Here is a 19,639-nt window from a genome sequence, read left to right as displayed (position 1 = left end):
CAAATGGCGAAACAAGAAAGTATTTGTCAACCAACCTTTGCTATGACTCTTTTTTTAGATGAATGGAACAAGCGTCTGAGAATAGATGATTACCGGGGAAATGTGAACGATATTTACAACTATATATATAAAGAAATTGATAAGGCAACGTACGAAAAGTGGATTGTAAAAGCACGTGCTGAACATCTGTTGGACTGGATGAGCTTGGGATTTTCTTTAGAAGCAACTGTTCCCTGCTATTTTAACGGAAGCGACGCGTATCTTTTATGCTACTATACGTCTCAATCCCGCCGAGACAGCGGGGAGACGTTAAAAGAAACAGAGCTGCTTCAAGATGTTTTGAATTTGCCGACATCTGATTGTTCTCCTTTATCGAATCAACTGATCATGCGCCGAGCCATTTCATCTGACGCTAAACAACTTTCTCAGCTCTACCGTCAAATCTTCACAGTGTATCCTACTCCCCTCTACGAAGAAGAGTATCTCTCTAGTTTGCTTCAAGAAGATAGTTTGTTTTATATCATAGTTGACAAGAACGATATCGTTAGCGCTGCTTCTGCTGAAATTGACTATGTTTATCATAATGCTGAACTAACGGACTGTGCGACTCTCCCTGCTTACCGAAAGTATGGATTAATGAAGCATTTATTAAGCGCACTAGAGGAGGAGCTAAAACAGCAGCATATTTTTTGTGCATACACACTAGCGAGAGCGCTTTCATTTGGGATGAATGCCGCTTTTCATCAGCTTGGGTATATCTATACGGGACGATTAACGAATAATTGTTACATTTATAAATCGTTAGAAGATATGAACGTGTGGGTGAAGGATCTGTCAAAAAGTAAAGGGTGAGAAATAATTAACCAATTTATGGGCTGTAACATATAACAATAGTAAATCTTCATAAAGGAGCGATTGTATGTTATATGATTTATATAAGCCGTCCCGACATTGGAAAGATATTGAGTTATGGAAAGATGTTCCTGAAGAAAAATGGAATGACTGGATTTGGCAATTAACAAACACCATTCGAACGTTAGGTGATTTAAAAAAGGTCATTAACTTAACTCCTGAAGAAGAAGAAGGAGTACGCATTTCAACCAAAACAATTCCGCTCAATATTACGCCTTACTATGCATCTTTGATGAATCCAGATGATCCTCGCTGCCCCGTCCGTATGCAGTCTGTTCCGGTTGGCAAAGAACTTCATAAAACAAAATATGATCTAGAAGATCCCCTAGATGAAGACGAAGATTCTCCAGTGCCAGGGTTGACTCATCGCTATCCTGATCGCGTTTTGTTCTTAGTTACCAATCAATGCTCCATGTACTGCAGATACTGTACTCGAAGAAGGTTTTCAGGACAAATCGGAATGGGCGTTCCAAAAAAGCAGTTAGATACTGCGATTGCTTATATCGCCAAAACACCTGAAGTACGAGATGTACTCATTTCAGGCGGTGATGGCTTGCTGATTAATGACAACATTTTAGAATATATTTTGAAGAATTTACGAGCTATTCCCCATGTGGAAATTATTCGGATTGGCACAAGAGCCCCCGTTGTGTTTCCGCAGCGAATAACGGAAAATTTATGTGCCATTTTAAGAAAATATCATCCAGTGTGGTTAAATACTCACTTTAATACATCCATTGAAATTACGGAAGAGACAAAAAAAGCATGTGAAATGCTTGTCGATGCAGGCGTTCCAGTTGGCAATCAGGCGGTTATTTTAGCTGGGATTAATGACAGCGTGGCTATCATGAAAAAGCTTATGCACGATTTAGTGAAAATACGCGTTCGTCCTTACTATATTTATCAGTGTGATTTATCAGAAGGAATTGGGCATTTTCGCGCACCTGTTTCCAAAGGGCTTGAAATTATGGAAGGGCTGCGAGGTCATACGTCTGGCTATGCCGTTCCAACGTTTGTTATTGATGCGCCAGGAGGAGGAGGAAAGATTGCGGTTCAGCCAAACTATATTATTAGTCAAAGCGCAAGTAAAGTTGTTCTGCGAAACTTTGAAGGAGTGATTACGACGTATCCGGAGCCAGAAAGCTATGTGCCTGGGCGTGCAGATGATTATTTTCGAGCTGTTTATCCAGCATCGGATGCTAAAGATTCTTCCATCGGCATCTCGGGTCTTATGAATGATGCTCAATTCAACCTTGTACCGGAAGGGTTAGGGAGAGTAAAAAGACGTAAAACATATGAAAGTGACAGTGCTCACGAAAGCCTAAAAGACAAACGTGAAAAAAGAGATGAATTAAAAGATAAAAAGTTTAAAGCTCAATTGAAAAAAGACAATAAAAGCGACGATGCTCCATCATCTTAAGGAGGTCCTGTAATATGACTGTTCAATGCGCATGGTGCGAAGAAGAAAAAGCGGTAGAAACAACTAATACCGCATACTGGGAATTGCCAGACGGAACGAGAAGTATTGAAATTACTCATATGCCATGTATCAGCTGTTCAGGTTGCGGGATGTCATATCAAGAAGAAGAGATCATAGAAGAAGTGGAAACACAGCTGCTTCTTATCGATACAAAAAAACTTGATGAATCCATTCGGTATGATGAGCTATTAAAAGTGCCAAGATTATTAAAGCGCAACTACTTTAAATTCTAAAAAGCCGCCCCTTATTTTGTAAGGGGCGGCTTTGCTTATTGATAAGCCTTTGTTCCAGCAGTGCGCAGGCTGTACGCGTGTTTTAAAGCCACTGTAACAGGACGGAAAGTTGGAAGTTCGACTTCGTCTATTTTTAAAACTGGCAAGAGACCAACAGATGTGCTCGTAATAAAAACTTCATCAGCGTCTTTTAAAAAGGAAGGAGTCATATTTTGTTCTCGGATTTGAATGGCTTGTTCCTGCGCACATTCCAGTACGTTAGCGCGCGTAATACCGGATAGAATTTTTCTTGTGGCAGGAGTCGTGAACAACACGTTGTCTTTTATCGCAAATACATTGCTGCTCGACCCTTCGGTTATGTATCCGTCTTTTACTAAAATAGCTTCTTTACATCCTTTAGAAGCCGCAGCTTGTTTGGCCAGAAGGTTAGGAAGTAGGTTCAATGATTTGATATAGCAATTAGCCCATCGTTCGTCCTCCAAAAGAAGCGTGGAAATGCCTTTTTCATAGGCTTCTTCAGGTGTTTGGCGAGGATGGCGTATTGTGAGTGCTAATTGTGCAGGTACATCGGGAAATAAATGATTTCGAGGAGCAATCCCGCGCGTAACTTGAATATAAATATCAGCGTCTTTTAACGTTGATTTTTCCATTGCTTGGTGAATGATGTCCTTTAGCTCTTGTCTTGAAACCGGCAGTTCGATAAAGATTGCCTTTGCACTTCTTTCTAAGCGGTCTAAGTGACGTTCAATTGAAAACGGAACTCCTTTGTATACGCGAATAAATTCATAAACACCGTCTCCGAACTGGTGACCGCGTTCATCAATTGGAATAACAGCCTCATTAATATCTCTAAACTCTCCAGCATAATATGCTAATTCCATCTTGAAAAACTCCCTTCCTTTAGATATTAAAACGTTAACATAAAATTCAGCAAAATGAAATTATTTACTTGATTTCTTCGAAGAAAATGAAAAAAGTCATACTCCTTTAGGAGTATGACTTTTATGAAAACGTACGTTTGAATGCTAATGAAAATTTCTGAATGGCTTTTTTAGGTGTAACAAACTGAACGATGAGCTTGGTACCGGTGATGAACCAATCGACAATACGGCTGCCGAGAAGCATCGTTACTAAAATGGACAGTGCGATTAAGACGATAATACCCCATGACGTTGGCTCTAGACTTTTTGAGAAGTCAGTTGTAAAGAACCATTTTAAAATGAAGCCGTGCAATAAATACACGTATAGGGATCGCTGTCCAATGCTTGTTAAAGCAAAACCGCGCGTTGGAATTAAAGCCATAAAGGCAAAAGACACAAGAAAAGCAATTCCATAGTGAGAAGCGCGCATTAAAAATTCGACCACATTGTCGTACGTGTTCGTTCCATACAGCATATCTGTGTAAGCTGTGTCGTCTAAGAAAGAATAGCTTCCGATTAATGTAACTAGTAATACGATGGATGCAATGATTCGATTTCGCGCTGTCAAAAGATTTGTAAAAGGCTCTTGTCGCTGTGACAAATAGTAGCCTAAAAGGAAAAACGGGAAGAAGACAAACATTCGGCTAATGCTTAGAATTTTATCAAATCCGTCAATATCAATGAAGCCCATTGCAAGTCCAAGCGAAATAGAGACAGTTAAGCTAATCCACATCGGGAATTTCGCAAAGAAAGGAAGCATTAATTTCCAAAAAATTAAGCTCAGTAGAAACCACATTGCCCATCTAGGAACCAAATATTGAAGCGTGTACGTTTCATCTGTATAAAGCACACTATAATAAAGGGTATAGATAGTTTGGAAAGCTAAGTAAGGAAGAGCCACCTTTGTAAATATTTTTTTGTAATAGCCTTTTTTATGAAAATTTTTTGAGAAATAACCTGCTAGTAAAATAAAGACAGGCATATGGAAAATAAAGATAAAGTGATAAATGGACAGCATTCCGCTGCTATCTGTTCGGTACGGAGAAATCATGTGTCCAAATACAACCAAAAAAATTAATACGAATTTAGCATTATCAAAGTAAGCATTTCGAGTATTCATAGTATTATTTTTCCTCAACATATGCTGATGTAAACCTCCCACCAACAAGATTTATTTAAATGGCGATTATTGTTAGAATAACCTTTCACTACGGAATTAAAACATGAATTCTTCTTTTTTGCAATTACATAAAGGCTTGAGCAACCTGTCGAATCAACGCTTTTGTTATAAAAACGATGTGTTTTTGTTACAAATATCTTTTTGAAAAAAGAAAAATATTGATATAACAATATTTATTCGTTACGCTAATAGTGAAATTTGTTTTGCAACTGTAACATGAATTTAATATTTTTTGTCCAGTAAACCACTTATATTGCAGTGTTCGACATCTACATATCACAGAAGAAAGTTGTAGATTTCTTGAAAAAATAATAGAAAAGATACACATACCGCTGGAGGGGAAGTACAATGAAATCCTTTTATCACTATATAATGAAATTCCGATCAAATAAAAAACATGATCGAATGGGAGAGTTTGCGCGAAGTGCTTACGATGATCACAGCTTCCCGAAATCTTCAACAGATTATGACGAACTGAGTTCTTATTTAGAGCTCAACGGACATTATTTATCAAGTATGACCGTATTTGATGAAGCATGGGAGCTTTATCAAAATAATGCGTGAGGAATAAAAAAGCAGGCTGATGGATATCCATCAGCCTGCTTTTTTATTTTCTTAAGCTCATGTAATAAGCAGCGGTAAAAATGATAGAGGGCAATAGATAATAAAGGCTTGGTTCTAAAGATGTTATACTTCCCCTTTTTTAGTTACTGCATATAATATTGTAACTTTTCAGTAGGTGTATGTTTACTAAGGAGGTGCGACGATGGCAGGGAAGAAAAAACCTAAATACGGAATTGGTGAAACAGTCGTTGTAACAATATACGGGACCGTTGGCACTATTACCGATATAAAAGTGATGGATGGGATTTTTGTATACGAAATCAACCATAGTGAAGGTCTTTTTTTAGAAGATACAATTGAGCTTCTAGAAGAATATGAAGGTCAAATATTAGTACAGGAAAGAGTAGAGCTTGAATATAAATTTTTCTTCGGCGATATCGTCCAGGTTTTTAATTATGGAAAAGAGTTATTTAAAATCATTGGTATTCGAACAGAAATATGGCGTTATAAAGAGGATTCATGGGAAGATATTGTCTATGAATTGTCACGTGTAACAGATGGAGAATGGCTTGAGGCTAGTGAAGAAGAACTCATTCTCGTAACTCCTCATGAGGAAACAGAAAATTACGCTCAAAGTGTTGATATGTTGTATTTAGGTAAAGAAATTAAAAAGACGGAGTTGCTACCAAAGATGAAAAAACAAAACGGTTCTGAAAAAGAAGAAGTGAGGTTAACTAAAGAAAAGCATGAGATTATAAACGGTCTTTTAGATGTGTACAATGATTATAAATTTTTGTATGAGCTTTTTGAAGATGAAGAATACGCTGAAGTCATGAACTTAGTGCTGAAACATTTAAAAAAGATAGCAAAATCCGAACAAGGAAAATAGCAGGTAGATGCCTAATAAATAAAAGATAGCCGAGATAGATTATCACATCTCTCTTAGCTATCTTTTATTTGTGTATACGGCGATGGTAATGAAAAAAGAATGGGTATAATTACCTTTCTATTTAAACTGCTGAAATTTTAGACATACTATTGCCGAATTGTTCATAAATGTGTATAAGGTAAAACTTCAAGCAGAAGATGAAGTGAACCTATTTTTTAAAAAAATAAGGTACGCTAATCCGTTCAAACGGGATAAGGAGTGATATTGTGAAAGAAATCGAAGTGGTCATTGATACGGAAGAAATTGCGGAGTTCTTTTACAATGAACTAGTCAAGCGAGGCTATGTTCCGGCTGAAGAAGAGCTAGGCGAATTAGCGGATATAACTTTTGATTATCTCATTGATAAATGTATTATTGATGAGCAAGATGAAGAATAAAAAGATAGATACATCTGTAACGACGGGGAAACTCGTCGTTTTGTTTATGAGACAGCGGCTATGAAAAAGGGTTAGCAGCTTTAATAGCAGATTGCACTTTTATATGATGCTGAAGGGGAATTTTTTTAACTGAAGAAGCGGGAATAGACTCAAGGAGAGAAAATATGCTTTCGTCTTCAAACCACTCATCTTTTCTTAAAAAAAGGTGTACGCGGTCTCCCCAGCTCATATTTAACGTCGGGCTATACAGCTTTTTGGAATGAGTTCGATTCTTTGTAAATATATCCGAATTATAATCGCTTCGAGACCCTGTGTGGGGGTGTTTAAGGCTAAATGTATAGATAGAATCATGCAAGTTTGAATAAAAAAGAAGAACGTATAAAGTTTTTCCCACTTCAATCCGTTTTAAGACAGACTCGAAATGATACACTTTTGTTCCACATAAATCAATGTTATTACCTGAATAATAGGGAAAAACGATTTGAGTCATACCGAGAAAGTTTTGAGTGTGAAACTGCCAAGAGTGAAGAACATCCCGCTGAAACTCTTTTTTAAAAAGAACATTTTTTTCGATATGATACTGTTCGTTCACAATCAGGGCTATTGATAAGAGCGTTTTGTTTCTATGCTGCCAAAAGTCATTCCAAACAGCTTTCATAAAAGAAGATATGTGAAAAGCGGGGAGTAAATGAAACAGATTGCTGTTTTGCTCTTTGCTTTTTTCATAGAGTAACAGCTGAGCGTAAGCATCATGAAAAATGGCGGAATTGGAATGTTCTAAAAACAAGAAGTAAGCGTGCTGTTTTTCTGGAGAAAGCAGGGATTTTATTAAGGTAGTGGAGAGATCTGTCATGTAATAGCCGCCGTTTCGCGAAACCAAGTGTGCTAAAAAAGCCCAGTGAATTTCGGGGTGTTTTTGGTAATAGTCTAAATAAGCTTGGGTACGTGTAACATTGTTTTGATTAGCTTTTTTTACTTTTTTTCGAATCTCTTTAATCAATTTTACGTCTTCTCCGATAAAAGACAGCGGGAGAGTAGCAGGAGGTTTGAGCTGCATCATCTGCTGCAGGCGAAGAATATCCTCCAATCTAATCAGGGGATTTGTGTCAGTAGAAGTCATGTTAAGCCTCCTTTGAAACGTTTAACTATATAAAAAAAGGGTAAGGGACTTTTTGAAACCTTTATAACATTTCGTACGTATAAAGGGTAACAAATGTTAAGAAAAGAGGTTTTCTTTATGTTCAGAAAAATTTTTGAATCATTAACTGGATCTAAACACCGACGCTACAGCAGCAGCAATCGACACTATCGACGTCCTCGTCACTACAGCAGCAGTGATCATCATTACAGACGTCCTCGTCACCATAGCAGCAGTAGCGATTATAAACGAAGCAAATATTATGACAGCCACAGTCATTCAAAATATGGCCACCACCACTACAAGCGCAAGCGTAAAAGTGGAAGCTTCTTCTCAAGCTTTTTCTCAAGTTGATTTATGATGAAAAATCGAATGTTCAAACACCTTCATCGCTGGTTAGTTGACCGCCCTTTTAAAAAAGGAAAAGTCATTTGCGGGCGCTATGAAATCATAGATGTACTGGGAATGGGAAGCTATGGTATAACATATGTTGCTAACGATATTGTGCAACAAAAAGAGGTAGTAGTAAAGCAACTCCGTAAAACAAAGCAGCGCACGTCTCAGGGGCTGAAGTCTTATCATTATGAAGCGAAATTGCTGTCTCAATTAAATCATCCTCAAATTCCTTCACTGTATGAAGCTATCGAAACAGATGAAGGCTGTTTCTTAGTGATGGAATTGATTCACGGGAAAACGTTTGAAGATTTAATTTTTGAAGAGAAGCGCGTGTATACTGAAGAACAAGCGCTTAACATTTTACTTAATATTCTAGACGTAGTTTCTGCTATTCATGAGCAAGGAATCGTTCACCGTGATCTTCGTATTCCAAATATTATTGATGTTAACGGAACCATTTATGTTATTGACTTTGGTCTTGCTAGATTTTTAGGGGACCATGAAGAAACCAGCACCCTTATAGAAGAACAGCAGTTTATGAGACAAACATCTGCTGCAAGCGATATCTATGCACTTGGTCATTTTCTTTTATTTTTATTATACTCTGGTTATGAGCCGACGGAAAAACAAGAAAGAAGCTGGGAACAAGAGCTAAGTTTGTCGATACCTATTAAAATCATCATTCAAAAAATGATGAGAGCAGATGAATCGTATGAAAGCATTAAAAGTTTACAAAAAGATATTTATGACTATATAAATAGTAAGAACTCAGGGAGGGGAAAGTATGGCGCTATTTAATAAAGCGTTAGCCCGCATTGGAATTGGTGCAGCGCGAGTGGACGCTAAGCTTGTCAATGATGAATTTCGTGCTGGTGAAAAGATTGAAGGAATTGTTGAAGTGTACGGAGGCAATGTTGAGCAGAAAATTGACAGCATCTATCTGCGTCTATTCACAACTTATGTAAAAGAAAGAGACGATAAAAAATACAAGCAGGATATTGAGCTTAATACGTTTAAGATTAACGACCCGTTCACGATTCAACCATCTGAAACGAAGTCTATTCCTTTTACCTTTCAGCTGCCTGATGATACACCTGTTACATTAGGGAGAACCCGGGTTTGGGTGGCGACGAGCCTTGATATTAAAGATGCCGTTGATCCGTCAGATATTGATCATGTAAAAGTGCTTCCTAACCTTATGGTAACAAGCACAATTGAAGCTATGGAACAGCTTGGCTTTCGCTTGCGCCAAGTCGAGTGCGAAGAAGCCCCTCGCCGGATGAGAAAAAGGCTTCCTTTTGTTCAAGAATTTGAATTTGTTCCAAGCGGTGGAGTGTACGCTGGGAAAGTAGATGAAATTGAAATCATCGTGCAGCCGAACGGCTTACATGACTACGATTTATTTATAGAAGTAGATCGACGTGCCAGAGGGTTTGGCGGCTTTCTTTCTGAAATGCTGGATGCAGATGAGTCGCTCGTTCATGTTCATGTTTCTGAAAAAGAAATTCCTCAGTTAAAAAATATATTAACCAATATTATTTCACGCTATAGCTAACGTGCATAGCTCTCCTTTATTTTTCGTATATTAAAGACAGTAAAAAGAAAGGAGAGAGGTATATGCCGCAATCAAAGCAAACGAAAAAAATAAATACAAAAGAGGAATTTTCGGCTGAATTTGTCGTTCATCAAGCTCCTAAGCCAGAAGACTATATTCAGCCAAAACGTGTGAATAAGTAAAGCATGTAGAACGCTACATGCTTTTTCTTTTAATAGGTTGGAGGAAATAAAAATGGTAAATCGCACTACAAAATATTCTCTATTTATTGTATCGCTTTTAGCTTTCTTTTTACTCATTTTATTTACATTTAATACACCTTGGGTGAAACAGCTTGACTTTAATATACTTCATACCTTTGAAGGATGGAGGACGGGCACGTTAACACCCATCATCATATTTATAACAACCGTAGGATCTTGGTATGTCACTGCGCCAATATGGTTTGCGATTATAGTATTTCTTCTTTATAAACGAAAAGGGTTGCTCGTTTTATATATCACGCTCGTTTTTTGGGGAGTTCGCGCTTTAAATTGGGGACTGAAGGAGATTTTTGCAAGACCAAGACCTGATTGGAGTCAAGTGGTTCCCGCCTCTCACTATAGTTTTCCAAGCGGACATGCCATGAACTCAATGGCGTTTTACAGCGGAGTACTTTTGTTAATATGGATGTATACAAGAAGCAGGGCTGTCAAAACGGCAGCTGCATGCGTAATTGCTATTGTTATTTTATTAATTGGATTTAGCCGTTTGTATTTAGGCGTACACTTTTTAACGGATATACTAGCAGGATATTGTTTAGGACTTGCTTGGTCCTTAGGGGTCTACCTCCTTTCTAAGCGCCTATATAACCAAAAATAGGAGCAATGGTTACATTTTTTTCGTTAATATTTCATTTTGTTTAAGTAGGCCTATTGATTCATCCATTCAAAAACAACTAATGATAAAATGGGAAACAAATATTTTATGTACACGTTTAATAAGAAAAAACTAGTAATTTCGACAAAAAACGTTTTGATTCGATAAAGGATTTTCGGATTTTATCACTAATTATATAAGAATACATGACGTAAAAGAGTAAATACTTGCTTTTGGGTGGAGGGAAGAATGTTGAGTGTGTGGACCACAATAAAAAAACAATTTAATATTAGCACAGAATATGATGTAACCATTATGCAAACAGAAGAAAAAGGCGAAAAGCGCGGATATAAGCCTGTCCATCGTCTAACGATTACAGCATTCGATCATCAAGACGCAGCAACACAAGTATTTCAGATGTTTAATATTGCTGATAATTTGCCAAAAGATTGTGATGCGAGGTTTATCAGCACAGGCGATATTTTGTTAATTGATGAAGGTACTCGAGGAAAGTATTACTACAAGCTATGGACAGACGGCTGGCAAAAAGTAAACCGTCTGCACGTACGTTAAACATAAGGTAAAAGCGACCTATCTGGCCGCTTTTTATTTATATGTTAACCCTTAGTAATCACGAGTATGATGGCCAGGGCCATTTTTTCGGTTTGTTGCTGAATATTCATCTCCATGGGCTTCATGTTCTGCTATAATTGCTTCTTTTGGAATATGATTATTCTTTTTAGGCGAATTAATTCGGTTGCGATGTTTTTTTCCCATACATATCACCTCAGCTAACGTTAGTAAATCCCTTGCGCTATTAGCGTGCCCTTATATAAAAAGACATACTACGCCATTTTTTGGGCAGTATGTCTTTTTATTTTTGACGCATAATGTTAGAAGTAAATAGACATGCAAGGGATACAATATGGTATAGTGAAAGCGTAAGATTTTTTACATATAGGAGGTACGAAATGAGCGTACATATTGGGGCAAAACAAGGTGATATTGCAGAAACGATTTTACTTCCAGGTGATCCACTTCGTGCAAAATACATTGCAGAAACATTTTTAGAAGATGTAACTTGCTATAACGAAGTGCGCGGTATGCTTGGATTTACAGGAACATATAAAGGAAAGCGCGTTTCTGTTCAAGGAACAGGAATGGGTGTACCATCAATTGCTATTTATGTAAATGAACTAATGAATGAATATGGTGTTCAAAACCTAATTCGCGTTGGTACATGCGGAGCAATTCAAAAAGATGTAAAAGTACGTGACGTTATTTTAGCCATGTCTTCTTCAAGTGATTCACAAATGAACCGCGTTAAATTTGGTCCTATTGACTATGCACCGACAGCTAACTTTGATTTATTAAAGCGCGCTTACGATGCAGGTGTTGAAAAAGGCCTTCAGTTAAAAGTAGGAAGTGTATTTACATCTGATCAATTTTACAATGAAGACGGCCAGCTAGAAAAATTGGCAGCTCACGGGGTATTGGCAGTTGAAATGGAAACGACGGCTTTGTATACGCTAGCTGCTAAATACGGCCGTAATGCTTTATCGGTTTTAACAGTAAGTGATCACATTTTCACTGGTGAAGAAACAACGTCAGAAGAGCGTCAAACGACGTTTAACGATATGATTATTGTTGCGCTTGAAGCAGCAATTAATGAATGAATATAAATTCGTTTATTTGCTGAATGGCAGTGAAAAGCTGCGGCATAACAAATAAAAAGACGAGAAGCAATCAAGCTTCTCGTCTTTTTATTTGTGAAAATTAATTGTTTCCAAACGGGGAATTGTATGGTACGATTTGATACGTTAAAAACGGCTTTGGTTTTCGTGAAAGTCGAAAATCGTATAAAAAATTCATAAGAGGTGATAAACCATCATGATGGCAAGTATTAAACAGCAGTGGTTTTCAAACGTTCGAGCAGATATTTTGTCTGGGATGACAGTTGCTCTTGCGCTTATTCCAGAAGCCCTGGCTTTTTCCATTATCGCCGGTGTCGATCCCATGGTTGGCCTGTATGCATCTTTTTGTATGGCAATTGTGATTGCTTTTACAGGCGGAAGACCAGCTATGATTTCAGCTGCAACAGGAGCAATGTCTTTATTGATGATTAACTTAGTCAAAGATCACGGCATTGAGTATTTATTTGCAGCTACTGTTTTAACCGGAATTATTCAAATTTTACTTGGTGTTTTGAAAGTAGGAAGGTTTTTATCATTTCTTCCTCAAACAGTTATGATTGGCTTTGTAAATGCGCTAGGTATTTTAATTTTTACAGCACAGCTTCCCCATTTTCAAGGAGCAAATTGGATGATGTACGCAATGGTAGCCGGAACGCTGCTCATCGTCTATTTGTTTCCGCTCATGACCAAAGCAATACCATCTCCGCTTGTTGCCATTGTCTTGATGACCATTGTAGCGATTGTCTTTCATTTAGATTTAAAAACGGTAGGAGATATGGGGAATATTACGCGTTCGCTGCCGGTTCTTCACTTTCCAAAGGTTGATTTATCAGTGGAGACACTGCTTATCATTTTACCTTATTCGCTTCCTTTAGCGATTGTAGGCCTACTTGAATCTATGCTAACGGCAACGGTACTGGACGAAATTACAGATACGCCTTCGAATAAAAATAAAGAAGCGCGTGGTCAAGGCATCGCTAATATTGTAACGGGCTTCTTTGGAGGAATGGCTGGCTGTGCCATGATTGGACAATCTATGATTAATGTAAAATCAGGGGGACGTGGAAGGTTATCTACCTTAGTCGCCGGAGTCTTTTTATTGTTCTTAATTATGGTGCTTGGCGATGTTGTTAAACAAATTCCAATGGCTGCTCTTGTAGGCGTTATGTTTATGGTAGCTGCCGGTACATTTGATTGGCAGTCCCTTAAAGACTTAACGAAATATCCACTATCGGATGCCATTGTAATGGTTGTTACGGTGGTTATCGTATTGTTTACACATAACTTAGCATTAGGAGTAATGGTAGGTATTGTTTTAAGTACTATTGTATTTGGCTGGAAGATGGCTAAAATCAAAACAACTTCACAAACAGAAGGTAATATGAAACAATACAGGGTTTCAGGGCAATTATTTTTTGCCACCATCAGCTTCTTCATGGATGAATTTCAGTATGAAACAGACCCGGATACCATCATTATTGATTTTAGTTCTTCTCATATATGGGATCAATCGGCCGTGATCGGCATCTCAAAAATTATCGATAAGTACGAGCGATTGAATAAAAAGGTTATTGTAAAAGGACTAAATGAAGATAGTAAAAAAATCGTAAGGCAAATTGGCATAACGTCTCTGTCGAACAAATAAAAGGTGTGCAGTAGCACACCTTTTTTACTTGTTTCGTTTTAGTAGCTGTATGAGCCAGGTGGAAAAAGAAGTTGTAGATGAAGGTACGGATGTCTGTTTTAACAAAATAGCATAGGCTTTGCGCCGATATTGGTAATCAAGCATGCATATCTACTCCTTTTAAAACAGGATTCGGAAGCGTTTTCTTTATTGTAGCATGCTTAATAGGGAGATAAAAGAAAAAAAAGAGAGACCATCGTCTCTCTTTAATCATTTCCAAACATATAGCGTTTGTGATGCCATGAGATTCCAAACATCAGACCCATTGCAAACATGTTCCCCATCAGTGAACTACCTCCATATGAAATAAAAGGAAGTGGAATTCCGGTAATAGGCAAGACTTGAATGGTCATACCGATATTTTGAAATACGTGGAACGTAAGCATTGAAATAACGCCTACACATAAGTAAGAATTGAATTCATTTTTTGTTTCAAGGCCTAGCTTGATCAAGTAATAAACGAGTACGAAGAAAAGACTAATAACAATGCTGGCGCCAATAAAGCCAAACTCTTCTCCAATAACCGCAAAAATAAAGTCGGTCTGTCCCTCTGGCAAATAGACAACGCCATTTCCGATTCCTTTACCGTTTACCATTCCTGATCCAATTGCATCTAACGATTTCTTTAAATGATAGCCCTCTCCCGAACTATATGACTCAGGATCAAGCCAAGAATAAATACGTCCAAATTGGTATTGCTTAACCCCTAGATACTTTTCTAATAGGCTAGGTGCATAAACAACAAGTCCCAAAATGACAGAACCAACCGCTGTAATACCTAAAAATGCAGGCGCGATGATTTTCCAGCTTACGCCTGAAACAAATACAAGTCCAACTGTGATTGCTAAGAACACAAGAGCGGTACCTAAGTCAGGCTGCTGCATGATTAATAATAAAGGTAAAGCAAGTACAGCACCCAGTTTACCAAGCAGTAAAAAGTCTTCTCTTACTGTCCGGATACGATATTTTTCATTGTGTTTAACAATGACCGTACTCAGTGTGATAATCAAAAACACTTTCATAAACTCTGATGGCTGTAACGAAAAGCCGGGAAGTGTGAACCAACTTTTTGCCCCGTTAATTTCTCTGGCAATGCTTGACGGAGCCACTAGTAAAAGAAGCAATAAAAAGTTCCCAAATCCATAAAAAACCCACGTTAGCTTTTGAAGCTGATCGGAGTCAAAACGCATGACAAACCCTATAATCACCATTCCGATTATATAAAAAACAACTTGTTGCGCTACGAAGTTCTTATCATACTGCCCAATTTTTTCAGCACTATGGATTGCCACAACGCTTACGCAAAACAATAGGAAGATTAGGAAAGCCAAGTTCCAGTCAAATCTACTAACATTTCTTTGATTTTCACCCATATTATTCACCTGTCACTATTAAATCTCATTCTTTCTTTATGATAAAAGAAAAATGCTGGTTTTTAATGCAAAGTCGATTAATGAAGAGTCGCACTAACCCCACTTTGCAGTTTTTGCTTTGAATATAGACTTGCTAAAAGTAAGAAAAGATATGTCGCACGCTGCGTTACCATACAGCCTTTTATTATACATGAATTATTCTATAACATAAATAGGAGAAATGATAACAATTTCTTTTTTCTAAAAACTCTATTTGCAGGGATTTATTTAATTCATCTTCTTTATCTCCTTAAAGGTTAATATGAAAACATATTATAGGAATTTATCTTTTTTTGCACGTGAAAAGATAAAGAAACGTGTATATATATAACGAAAGAAAGGGCAAATAGTTTCATATGAACGACTGAAAAATTCTAAACTGCGAGGACTAAATCTAGCAAGCTTTACATATGAATAATAGTAAAGATAAGAGAAAGTGTTCTTCACTATCTTTTTCTACATGCAGACATTCAACTTCTTAGCACCCCCCACAAGTAAGCAGTTGAGACAAGAATACAGTTATATTCTACTTTCTTGCTGATGAACGAACGTATGGAAGATATATGGATAGATTACCGAATAAGAGAAACAGGATATTAGGAAAATAATAGATAGAGATTAATAGAATCATAACGTAGAGAGGTGTGTTTATGATTATAGGGGCAAGTGTGACAGCATTTTTATTATTATGGTGGACAATTTTTTATAGCGTGCGCTACTATCATTATGTTTCAGAGCCTGTTGGCAAAAGAATTTCCCTTCACGTAGGAATACATGTCACCTTAGTGGTTGGAGTGAATGCATGTCTCTGGCTTGAGCAGCCGCTGCTTTTTTCTAGCATTTTAGCAGGGTGTGCAGGACTAGGAGCCGGATGGTTTGTAGGGATTCCTTTTTCGGTAAAAAGTATTTTAAGTGGAATAATGGGGGGCATAGGAACGGGTGTTAGTTTTTATATCTCTATGAGCATGTGGATAGATCAATTTAACTGGCTATCTTTTTTATTGATAGGAACGAGCGTTATTTTTAGCGGAAGCTCGTTATTTCAAGTGTTAAAATCGATTCCGTCATTTGAAAAGGTACTGGTAAAAATGTGGGTTCAACATCCTTTTCTAATAGCTCCTATTTTGATTACCGTATTTTGGCTGTATAATTTTATTGAAAAATATTTCCCGCAAGCAGATCCAACACGCAAGTAGTTTCCGTGTTGGATTTATTATTTCCTCCGATAAGGCTCTCCTTTAAGCTCATCAAGTTTGACATCGTACAATTAGTCTATAGAAGGTAAAAGTAGACATTCACCTATCTTCATTATGATGCATATTGTAACGTAGCAAGCATTATAAAGGGGGAGTGCGTATGTATCCATATCAATACGATCCACGTTTTCAAAATTTGTTTCCACCTGGAGGAGGTCAAGGGTTTCCATCGTTTCCACCTGGAGGAGGAGGCCAAGGGTTTCCATCGTTTCCACCTGGAGGAGGTCAAGGATTTCCACCGCCACCACCTGGAGGAGGGGGCCAAGGGTTTCCACCGCAGGGAGGAGCGCAGCCGCCTTCAAGTCCACCGCCAGCTTTTACACCTACACCAAAGCTAGGTTCAGGAGGTCCATCACTTTATGCTGTTGATCCAGGTGCTATTGCAGGATGCTTATACCGATATACCTATATATGGCCGAGACATGGTCGACCTTACTGGTTTTACCCAACCTTTGTAGGCAGACGCTCAGTTGCAGGTTATCGCTGGACAGGATCTTTCTGGGTGTATGCTGGTGTAGATGTAAATCAAATTCGAGAATTTCAATGTGTATAAAACTCCGCTTGCGGAGTTTTTTTGTGCGAAAAGGTTGACGCATAAAAAATGGCGTTATATAATAAATCTCGAATTAAAGATAATTTATTTAGTAATATCTCGAATTAATGATGATAGACACTTTTTAGGAGATGACATTTATGGCAAATGTATTATATGTGAAAGTAAATCCGCAGGTTGATGAAGCATCATTTTCAACTCGTTTAGCACAGGTTTTCTTAGATGAGTATAAAACAGCAAACCCGACTGATACAGTGACAACACTTGATCTGTATAAAGAAACAGTTCCATTCATTGATGGAGATGTTTTAGCAGCATGGGGAAAAGCTGGAGCTGGTGAAGAATTATCAGCTGTTGAATTAGAAAAAGTAACGCGTATGGGTGAATTAGTAGAGCAGTTTTTACAAGCTGACAAAGTTATTTTCTCAGCTCCAATGTGGAACTTAAGCTTCCCTCCATTAATGAAAGCATATATTGATAACATTTTAATTGCAGGAAAAACGTTTAAATATACTGAAAATGGTCCAGTAGGATTAGCTTCAGATAAAAAAGTAGTATTACTAGAAGCCCGTGGAGGTGTGTATTCAGAAGGCCCTGCGGCAGAGCTAGAATTTACTCAAAGCTATTTACGTACAGTGATGAGCTTCATTGGTGTTCAAGATTTCCAACTGGTTGTTGCAGAAGGCATGGCTTATACACCAGCAGAAGCAGACAATATTCTAGCAAAAGCATCTGAAAAAGCAAAAGAAGTTGCGTCAACGTTCTAATGTCAAAAGCCCTTTAAAAGGGCTTTTTTTTAGGTTTAAAATTCAACATCTTTCCTTCGTAAAATATGTAAAGGGTTACATAAAGTGCAGCATAGAGAACGTACTTCTTATAAAAACGCTTATACATTTTTATTTACAAGACAAAAAAAGCATGGTTAAATAATGACCATGTTAACGTAACATCGGGATAGGGGAAGTTTTTCTGCAGAATCATTGGGGTATGCTACAAGTACAATCTAAAAAAGGGTGATTGAGATGTTTAAAAAATTATTTGGTAATAAGACAAAATCGAAAGAAACAACCGTTCTAGCTCCGCTTTCAGGTAATATCCTGCCAATCAGCGAAGTGCCAGATCCAGTGTTCGCACAGAAGATGATGGGAGACGGTTTTGCAATCGAACCTTCAGAAGGACAAGTTGTTTCACCTGTTGCTGGTGAAGTCGTTCAGCTTTTCCATACAAAACACGCGGTAGGCTTAAAAACAGAAGCCGGTACGGAAGTATTAATACATATCGGCCTTGAAACAGTGGCAATGGAAGGCGAAGGATTCGAAGCTCACGTGGCACAAGGTGATAAAGTAAGTGTAGGAACACCTCTTATCACATTTGATTTAGCACTTATTCAAGAAAAAGCGAAAAGTATTATCACACCAATCGTTATTACAAATAGTGATGCAAGTGAAAGTTTCGAAATTTTGGCTCAAGGGACGGTTCAAAAAGGCGAAACGGCTTGTGCAAAAGTAACGATGAAGTAATAAGCAAGGCCTTTTCCTTTAAGAAAGGAGAGCGTATTTGAAGATTTTAAAAGTATTAAATAACAACGCCGTTGTCTTTAAGGAAGGCGGAGTTGAAAAAATTGCGATGGGTCCTGGTATCGCTTTTCAAAAAGGCAAAAATGATTTTATTAATGCTGCGAAAGTGGAGAAAATCTTTGTCATGAAAGAAGAACAGGAAAAGTTTCAAGAACTATTAAAAAACCTTCCTGAAGAGCATATTCAAGTGGCGGAAGAAATCATTTCGTATGCTGAGCAGCAGCTTTCTGCTACGCTAAGTCATCATGTGCATATTGCTTTGAGCGATCATTTATCCTTTGCTGTCGAAAGGATAGCCCGCGGAATTTCCATACAAAATAAATTACTCAATGAAATTAAATCTCTCTATCAGCCTGAGTATGCAATAGGAGTATGGGCTCTTCAGCATATCAAAAAGAGACTAGATATCACGATGCCGATTGACGAAGCGGGATATATTGCGCTTCATATTCATACGGCGAAACTGAATTCACCGGGAATGCAGCAGCTAATGATGAATACAACGATTATTAATGAAATGGTTACGATTATAAAAAAAGAGCTGAATACGGAGATTGATGAAAACAGCATGTCCTATCAGCGTCTGTTGACTCACTTGCGCTTTGCGTTAAATCGTTTAGCGCAAAATGAACCTTTTCATGAGATGGATGAAGAGATGCTCGACGTATTAAAAGTCAAATATAAAAAATCGTATCAGTGTGCTGAAAAGATAAAGCAATTTGTCAAAGATGAGTACGAAATTAATTTTCCAGAAGCGGAGTTAGGATACATCACGCTTCACATTTGCCGAATAGAGCAAAGAATATAGAAAAAAACATTGACGAATATCGTTGCTTTGAGTACAATGAAAGCGTATTAATTGAATAATCGGGATTGTGACTGGTAAAGCAGGCAAGACCTA

The 19,639-nt window shown here is 37.7% G+C and carries 23 protein-coding genes; 18 read left to right on the top strand and 5 right to left on the bottom strand.

The genetic code is table 11. From position 1 onward, the window contains the following. Window positions 1-3: 3 nt before the first annotated feature. The 3 genes from ablB (at window position 4) to ACN6NE_RS04745 (ending at window position 2,625) form a co-directional block, all read left to right on the top strand. Window positions 4-852, top strand: a complete 849-nt coding sequence (gene ablB, locus ACN6NE_RS04755; protein WP_474324730.1) for a putative beta-lysine N-acetyltransferase — start codon at window positions 4-6, stop codon at window positions 850-852. 67 nt (window positions 853-919) lie between these two features. Then, window positions 920-2,332 (top strand): lysine 2,3-aminomutase, encoded by a 1,413-nt coding sequence (gene kamA, locus ACN6NE_RS04750; RefSeq protein ID WP_474324729.1) that lies wholly within the window; start codon window positions 920-922, stop codon window positions 2,330-2,332. A gap of 14 nt (window positions 2,333-2,346) precedes the next feature. Then, window positions 2,347-2,625, top strand: a complete 279-nt coding sequence (locus ACN6NE_RS04745; RefSeq protein WP_474324727.1) for a YokU family protein — start codon at window positions 2,347-2,349, stop codon at window positions 2,623-2,625. A gap of 35 nt (window positions 2,626-2,660) precedes the next feature. On the opposite strand, the gene dat is transcribed toward ACN6NE_RS04745, so the two are convergent. Continuing rightward, window positions 2,661-3,506: a D-amino-acid transaminase gene (gene dat / locus ACN6NE_RS04740; protein ID WP_474324725.1), complete on the bottom strand. Its 846-nt coding sequence runs from the start codon at window positions 3,504-3,506 to the stop codon at window positions 2,661-2,663. A 121-nt stretch (window positions 3,507-3,627) separates the two neighbouring features. After that, the gene (locus tag ACN6NE_RS04735; protein WP_474324724.1) at window positions 3,628-4,665 is read right to left on the bottom strand and encodes an acyltransferase family protein; all 1,038 of its coding nucleotides are present in this window, start codon (window positions 4,663-4,665) and stop codon (window positions 3,628-3,630) included. Window positions 4,666-5,073: 408 nt separating this feature from the next. Here ACN6NE_RS04735 and ACN6NE_RS04730 point away from each other — a divergent pair, with 408 nt between their 5' ends. The 3 genes from ACN6NE_RS04730 (at window position 5,074) to ACN6NE_RS04720 (ending at window position 6,615) form a co-directional block, all read left to right on the top strand. Further along, window positions 5,074-5,289 (top strand): YozE family protein, encoded by a 216-nt coding sequence (locus tag ACN6NE_RS04730; protein ID WP_013058722.1) that lies wholly within the window; start codon window positions 5,074-5,076, stop codon window positions 5,287-5,289. A gap of 202 nt (window positions 5,290-5,491) precedes the next feature. Beyond that, window positions 5,492-6,178, top strand: a complete 687-nt coding sequence (locus ACN6NE_RS04725; RefSeq protein WP_013058721.1) for a hypothetical protein — start codon at window positions 5,492-5,494, stop codon at window positions 6,176-6,178. Window positions 6,179-6,444: 266 nt separating this feature from the next. Continuing rightward, complete coding sequence (locus tag ACN6NE_RS04720) at window positions 6,445-6,615, top strand: YozD family protein (RefSeq protein ID WP_013058720.1); 171 nt, start codon at window positions 6,445-6,447, stop codon at window positions 6,613-6,615. A gap of 58 nt (window positions 6,616-6,673) precedes the next feature. Here the strand turns inward: ACN6NE_RS04720 and ACN6NE_RS04715 are convergent, their stop codons facing one another. Beyond that, on the bottom strand, window positions 6,674-7,735 hold the full coding sequence (locus ACN6NE_RS04715; RefSeq protein ID WP_129704311.1) for a DUF2515 family protein: 1,062 nt from the start codon (window positions 7,733-7,735) through the stop codon (window positions 6,674-6,676). Between the two features lie 117 nt (window positions 7,736-7,852). On the opposite strand from ACN6NE_RS04715, the gene ACN6NE_RS04710 reads away from it, so the two are divergent. From ACN6NE_RS04710 to ACN6NE_RS04690, 5 genes are all read left to right on the top strand, one after another. Beyond that, on the top strand, window positions 7,853-8,107 hold the full coding sequence (locus ACN6NE_RS04710) for a hypothetical protein (protein WP_129704308.1): 255 nt from the start codon (window positions 7,853-7,855) through the stop codon (window positions 8,105-8,107). A 3-nt stretch (window positions 8,108-8,110) separates the two neighbouring features. Further along, window positions 8,111-8,947: a serine/threonine protein kinase gene (locus ACN6NE_RS04705; RefSeq protein ID WP_129704306.1), complete on the top strand. Its 837-nt coding sequence runs from the start codon at window positions 8,111-8,113 to the stop codon at window positions 8,945-8,947. Next, on the top strand, window positions 8,934-9,704 hold the full coding sequence (locus ACN6NE_RS04700; RefSeq protein WP_474324722.1) for a sporulation protein: 771 nt from the start codon (window positions 8,934-8,936) through the stop codon (window positions 9,702-9,704). The genes ACN6NE_RS04705 and ACN6NE_RS04700 overlap by 14 nt, the downstream gene beginning before the upstream one ends. Window positions 9,705-9,938: 234 nt before the next feature. After that, complete coding sequence (locus ACN6NE_RS04695; protein ID WP_474324720.1) at window positions 9,939-10,565, top strand: phosphatase PAP2 family protein; 627 nt, start codon at window positions 9,939-9,941, stop codon at window positions 10,563-10,565. 246 nt (window positions 10,566-10,811) lie between these two features. After that, entirely contained in the window at window positions 10,812-11,135 is a 324-nt protein-coding gene (locus ACN6NE_RS04690) for a hypothetical protein (RefSeq protein ID WP_013058713.1), read from the top strand. Between the two features lie 51 nt (window positions 11,136-11,186). Here the strand turns inward: ACN6NE_RS04690 and ACN6NE_RS04685 are convergent, their stop codons facing one another. Beyond that, window positions 11,187-11,339 carry a hypothetical protein gene (locus ACN6NE_RS04685; RefSeq protein WP_013058712.1) on the bottom strand — a complete coding sequence of 51 codons (153 nt, stop codon included), beginning with the start codon at window positions 11,337-11,339 and terminating at the stop codon, window positions 11,187-11,189. Between the two features lie 194 nt (window positions 11,340-11,533). Here ACN6NE_RS04685 and deoD point away from each other — a divergent pair, with 194 nt between their 5' ends. Continuing rightward, window positions 11,534-12,238 carry a purine-nucleoside phosphorylase gene (gene deoD / locus ACN6NE_RS04680; protein ID WP_129704300.1) on the top strand — a complete coding sequence of 235 codons (705 nt, stop codon included), beginning with the start codon at window positions 11,534-11,536 and terminating at the stop codon, window positions 12,236-12,238. 214 nt (window positions 12,239-12,452) lie between these two features. Next, window positions 12,453-13,901, top strand: coding sequence for a SulP family inorganic anion transporter (locus tag ACN6NE_RS04675; protein ID WP_028410908.1), 1,449 nt, complete (start codon window positions 12,453-12,455; stop codon window positions 13,899-13,901). A 245-nt stretch (window positions 13,902-14,146) separates the two neighbouring features. On the opposite strand, the gene ACN6NE_RS04670 is transcribed toward ACN6NE_RS04675, so the two are convergent. Next, window positions 14,147-15,313 carry an FtsW/RodA/SpoVE family cell cycle protein gene (locus ACN6NE_RS04670; RefSeq protein WP_013084672.1) on the bottom strand — a complete coding sequence of 389 codons (1,167 nt, stop codon included), beginning with the start codon at window positions 15,311-15,313 and terminating at the stop codon, window positions 14,147-14,149. A 689-nt stretch (window positions 15,314-16,002) separates the two neighbouring features. Here ACN6NE_RS04670 and ACN6NE_RS04665 point away from each other — a divergent pair. The 5 genes from ACN6NE_RS04665 to ACN6NE_RS04645 all read left to right on the top strand — a co-directional run bounded on the left by ACN6NE_RS04665 (window position 16,003) and on the right by ACN6NE_RS04645 (window position 19,546). Further along, window positions 16,003-16,548, top strand: a complete 546-nt coding sequence (locus ACN6NE_RS04665; RefSeq protein ID WP_129704298.1) for a hypothetical protein — start codon at window positions 16,003-16,005, stop codon at window positions 16,546-16,548. 160 nt (window positions 16,549-16,708) lie between these two features. Further along, window positions 16,709-17,161 (top strand): transporter, encoded by a 453-nt coding sequence (locus ACN6NE_RS04660; RefSeq protein WP_129704296.1) that lies wholly within the window; start codon window positions 16,709-16,711, stop codon window positions 17,159-17,161. Window positions 17,162-17,301: 140 nt separating this feature from the next. Then, window positions 17,302-17,928 carry an FMN-dependent NADH-azoreductase gene (locus tag ACN6NE_RS04655; RefSeq protein WP_045293975.1) on the top strand — a complete coding sequence of 209 codons (627 nt, stop codon included), beginning with the start codon at window positions 17,302-17,304 and terminating at the stop codon, window positions 17,926-17,928. Between the two features lie 255 nt (window positions 17,929-18,183). Then, entirely contained in the window at window positions 18,184-18,681 is a 498-nt protein-coding gene (locus ACN6NE_RS04650; protein WP_013084668.1) for a PTS sugar transporter subunit IIA, read from the top strand. A gap of 37 nt (window positions 18,682-18,718) precedes the next feature. Continuing rightward, complete coding sequence (locus ACN6NE_RS04645) at window positions 18,719-19,546, top strand: PRD domain-containing protein (RefSeq protein ID WP_474324718.1); 828 nt, start codon at window positions 18,719-18,721, stop codon at window positions 19,544-19,546. Window positions 19,547-19,639 lie beyond the last annotated feature (93 nt).

It is taken from the genome of Priestia sp. 53B2 (assembly GCF_056099005.1).
Note: the sequence above shows the minus strand (reverse complement) of the source record. Positions and strands in the feature narration are given on the sequence as shown.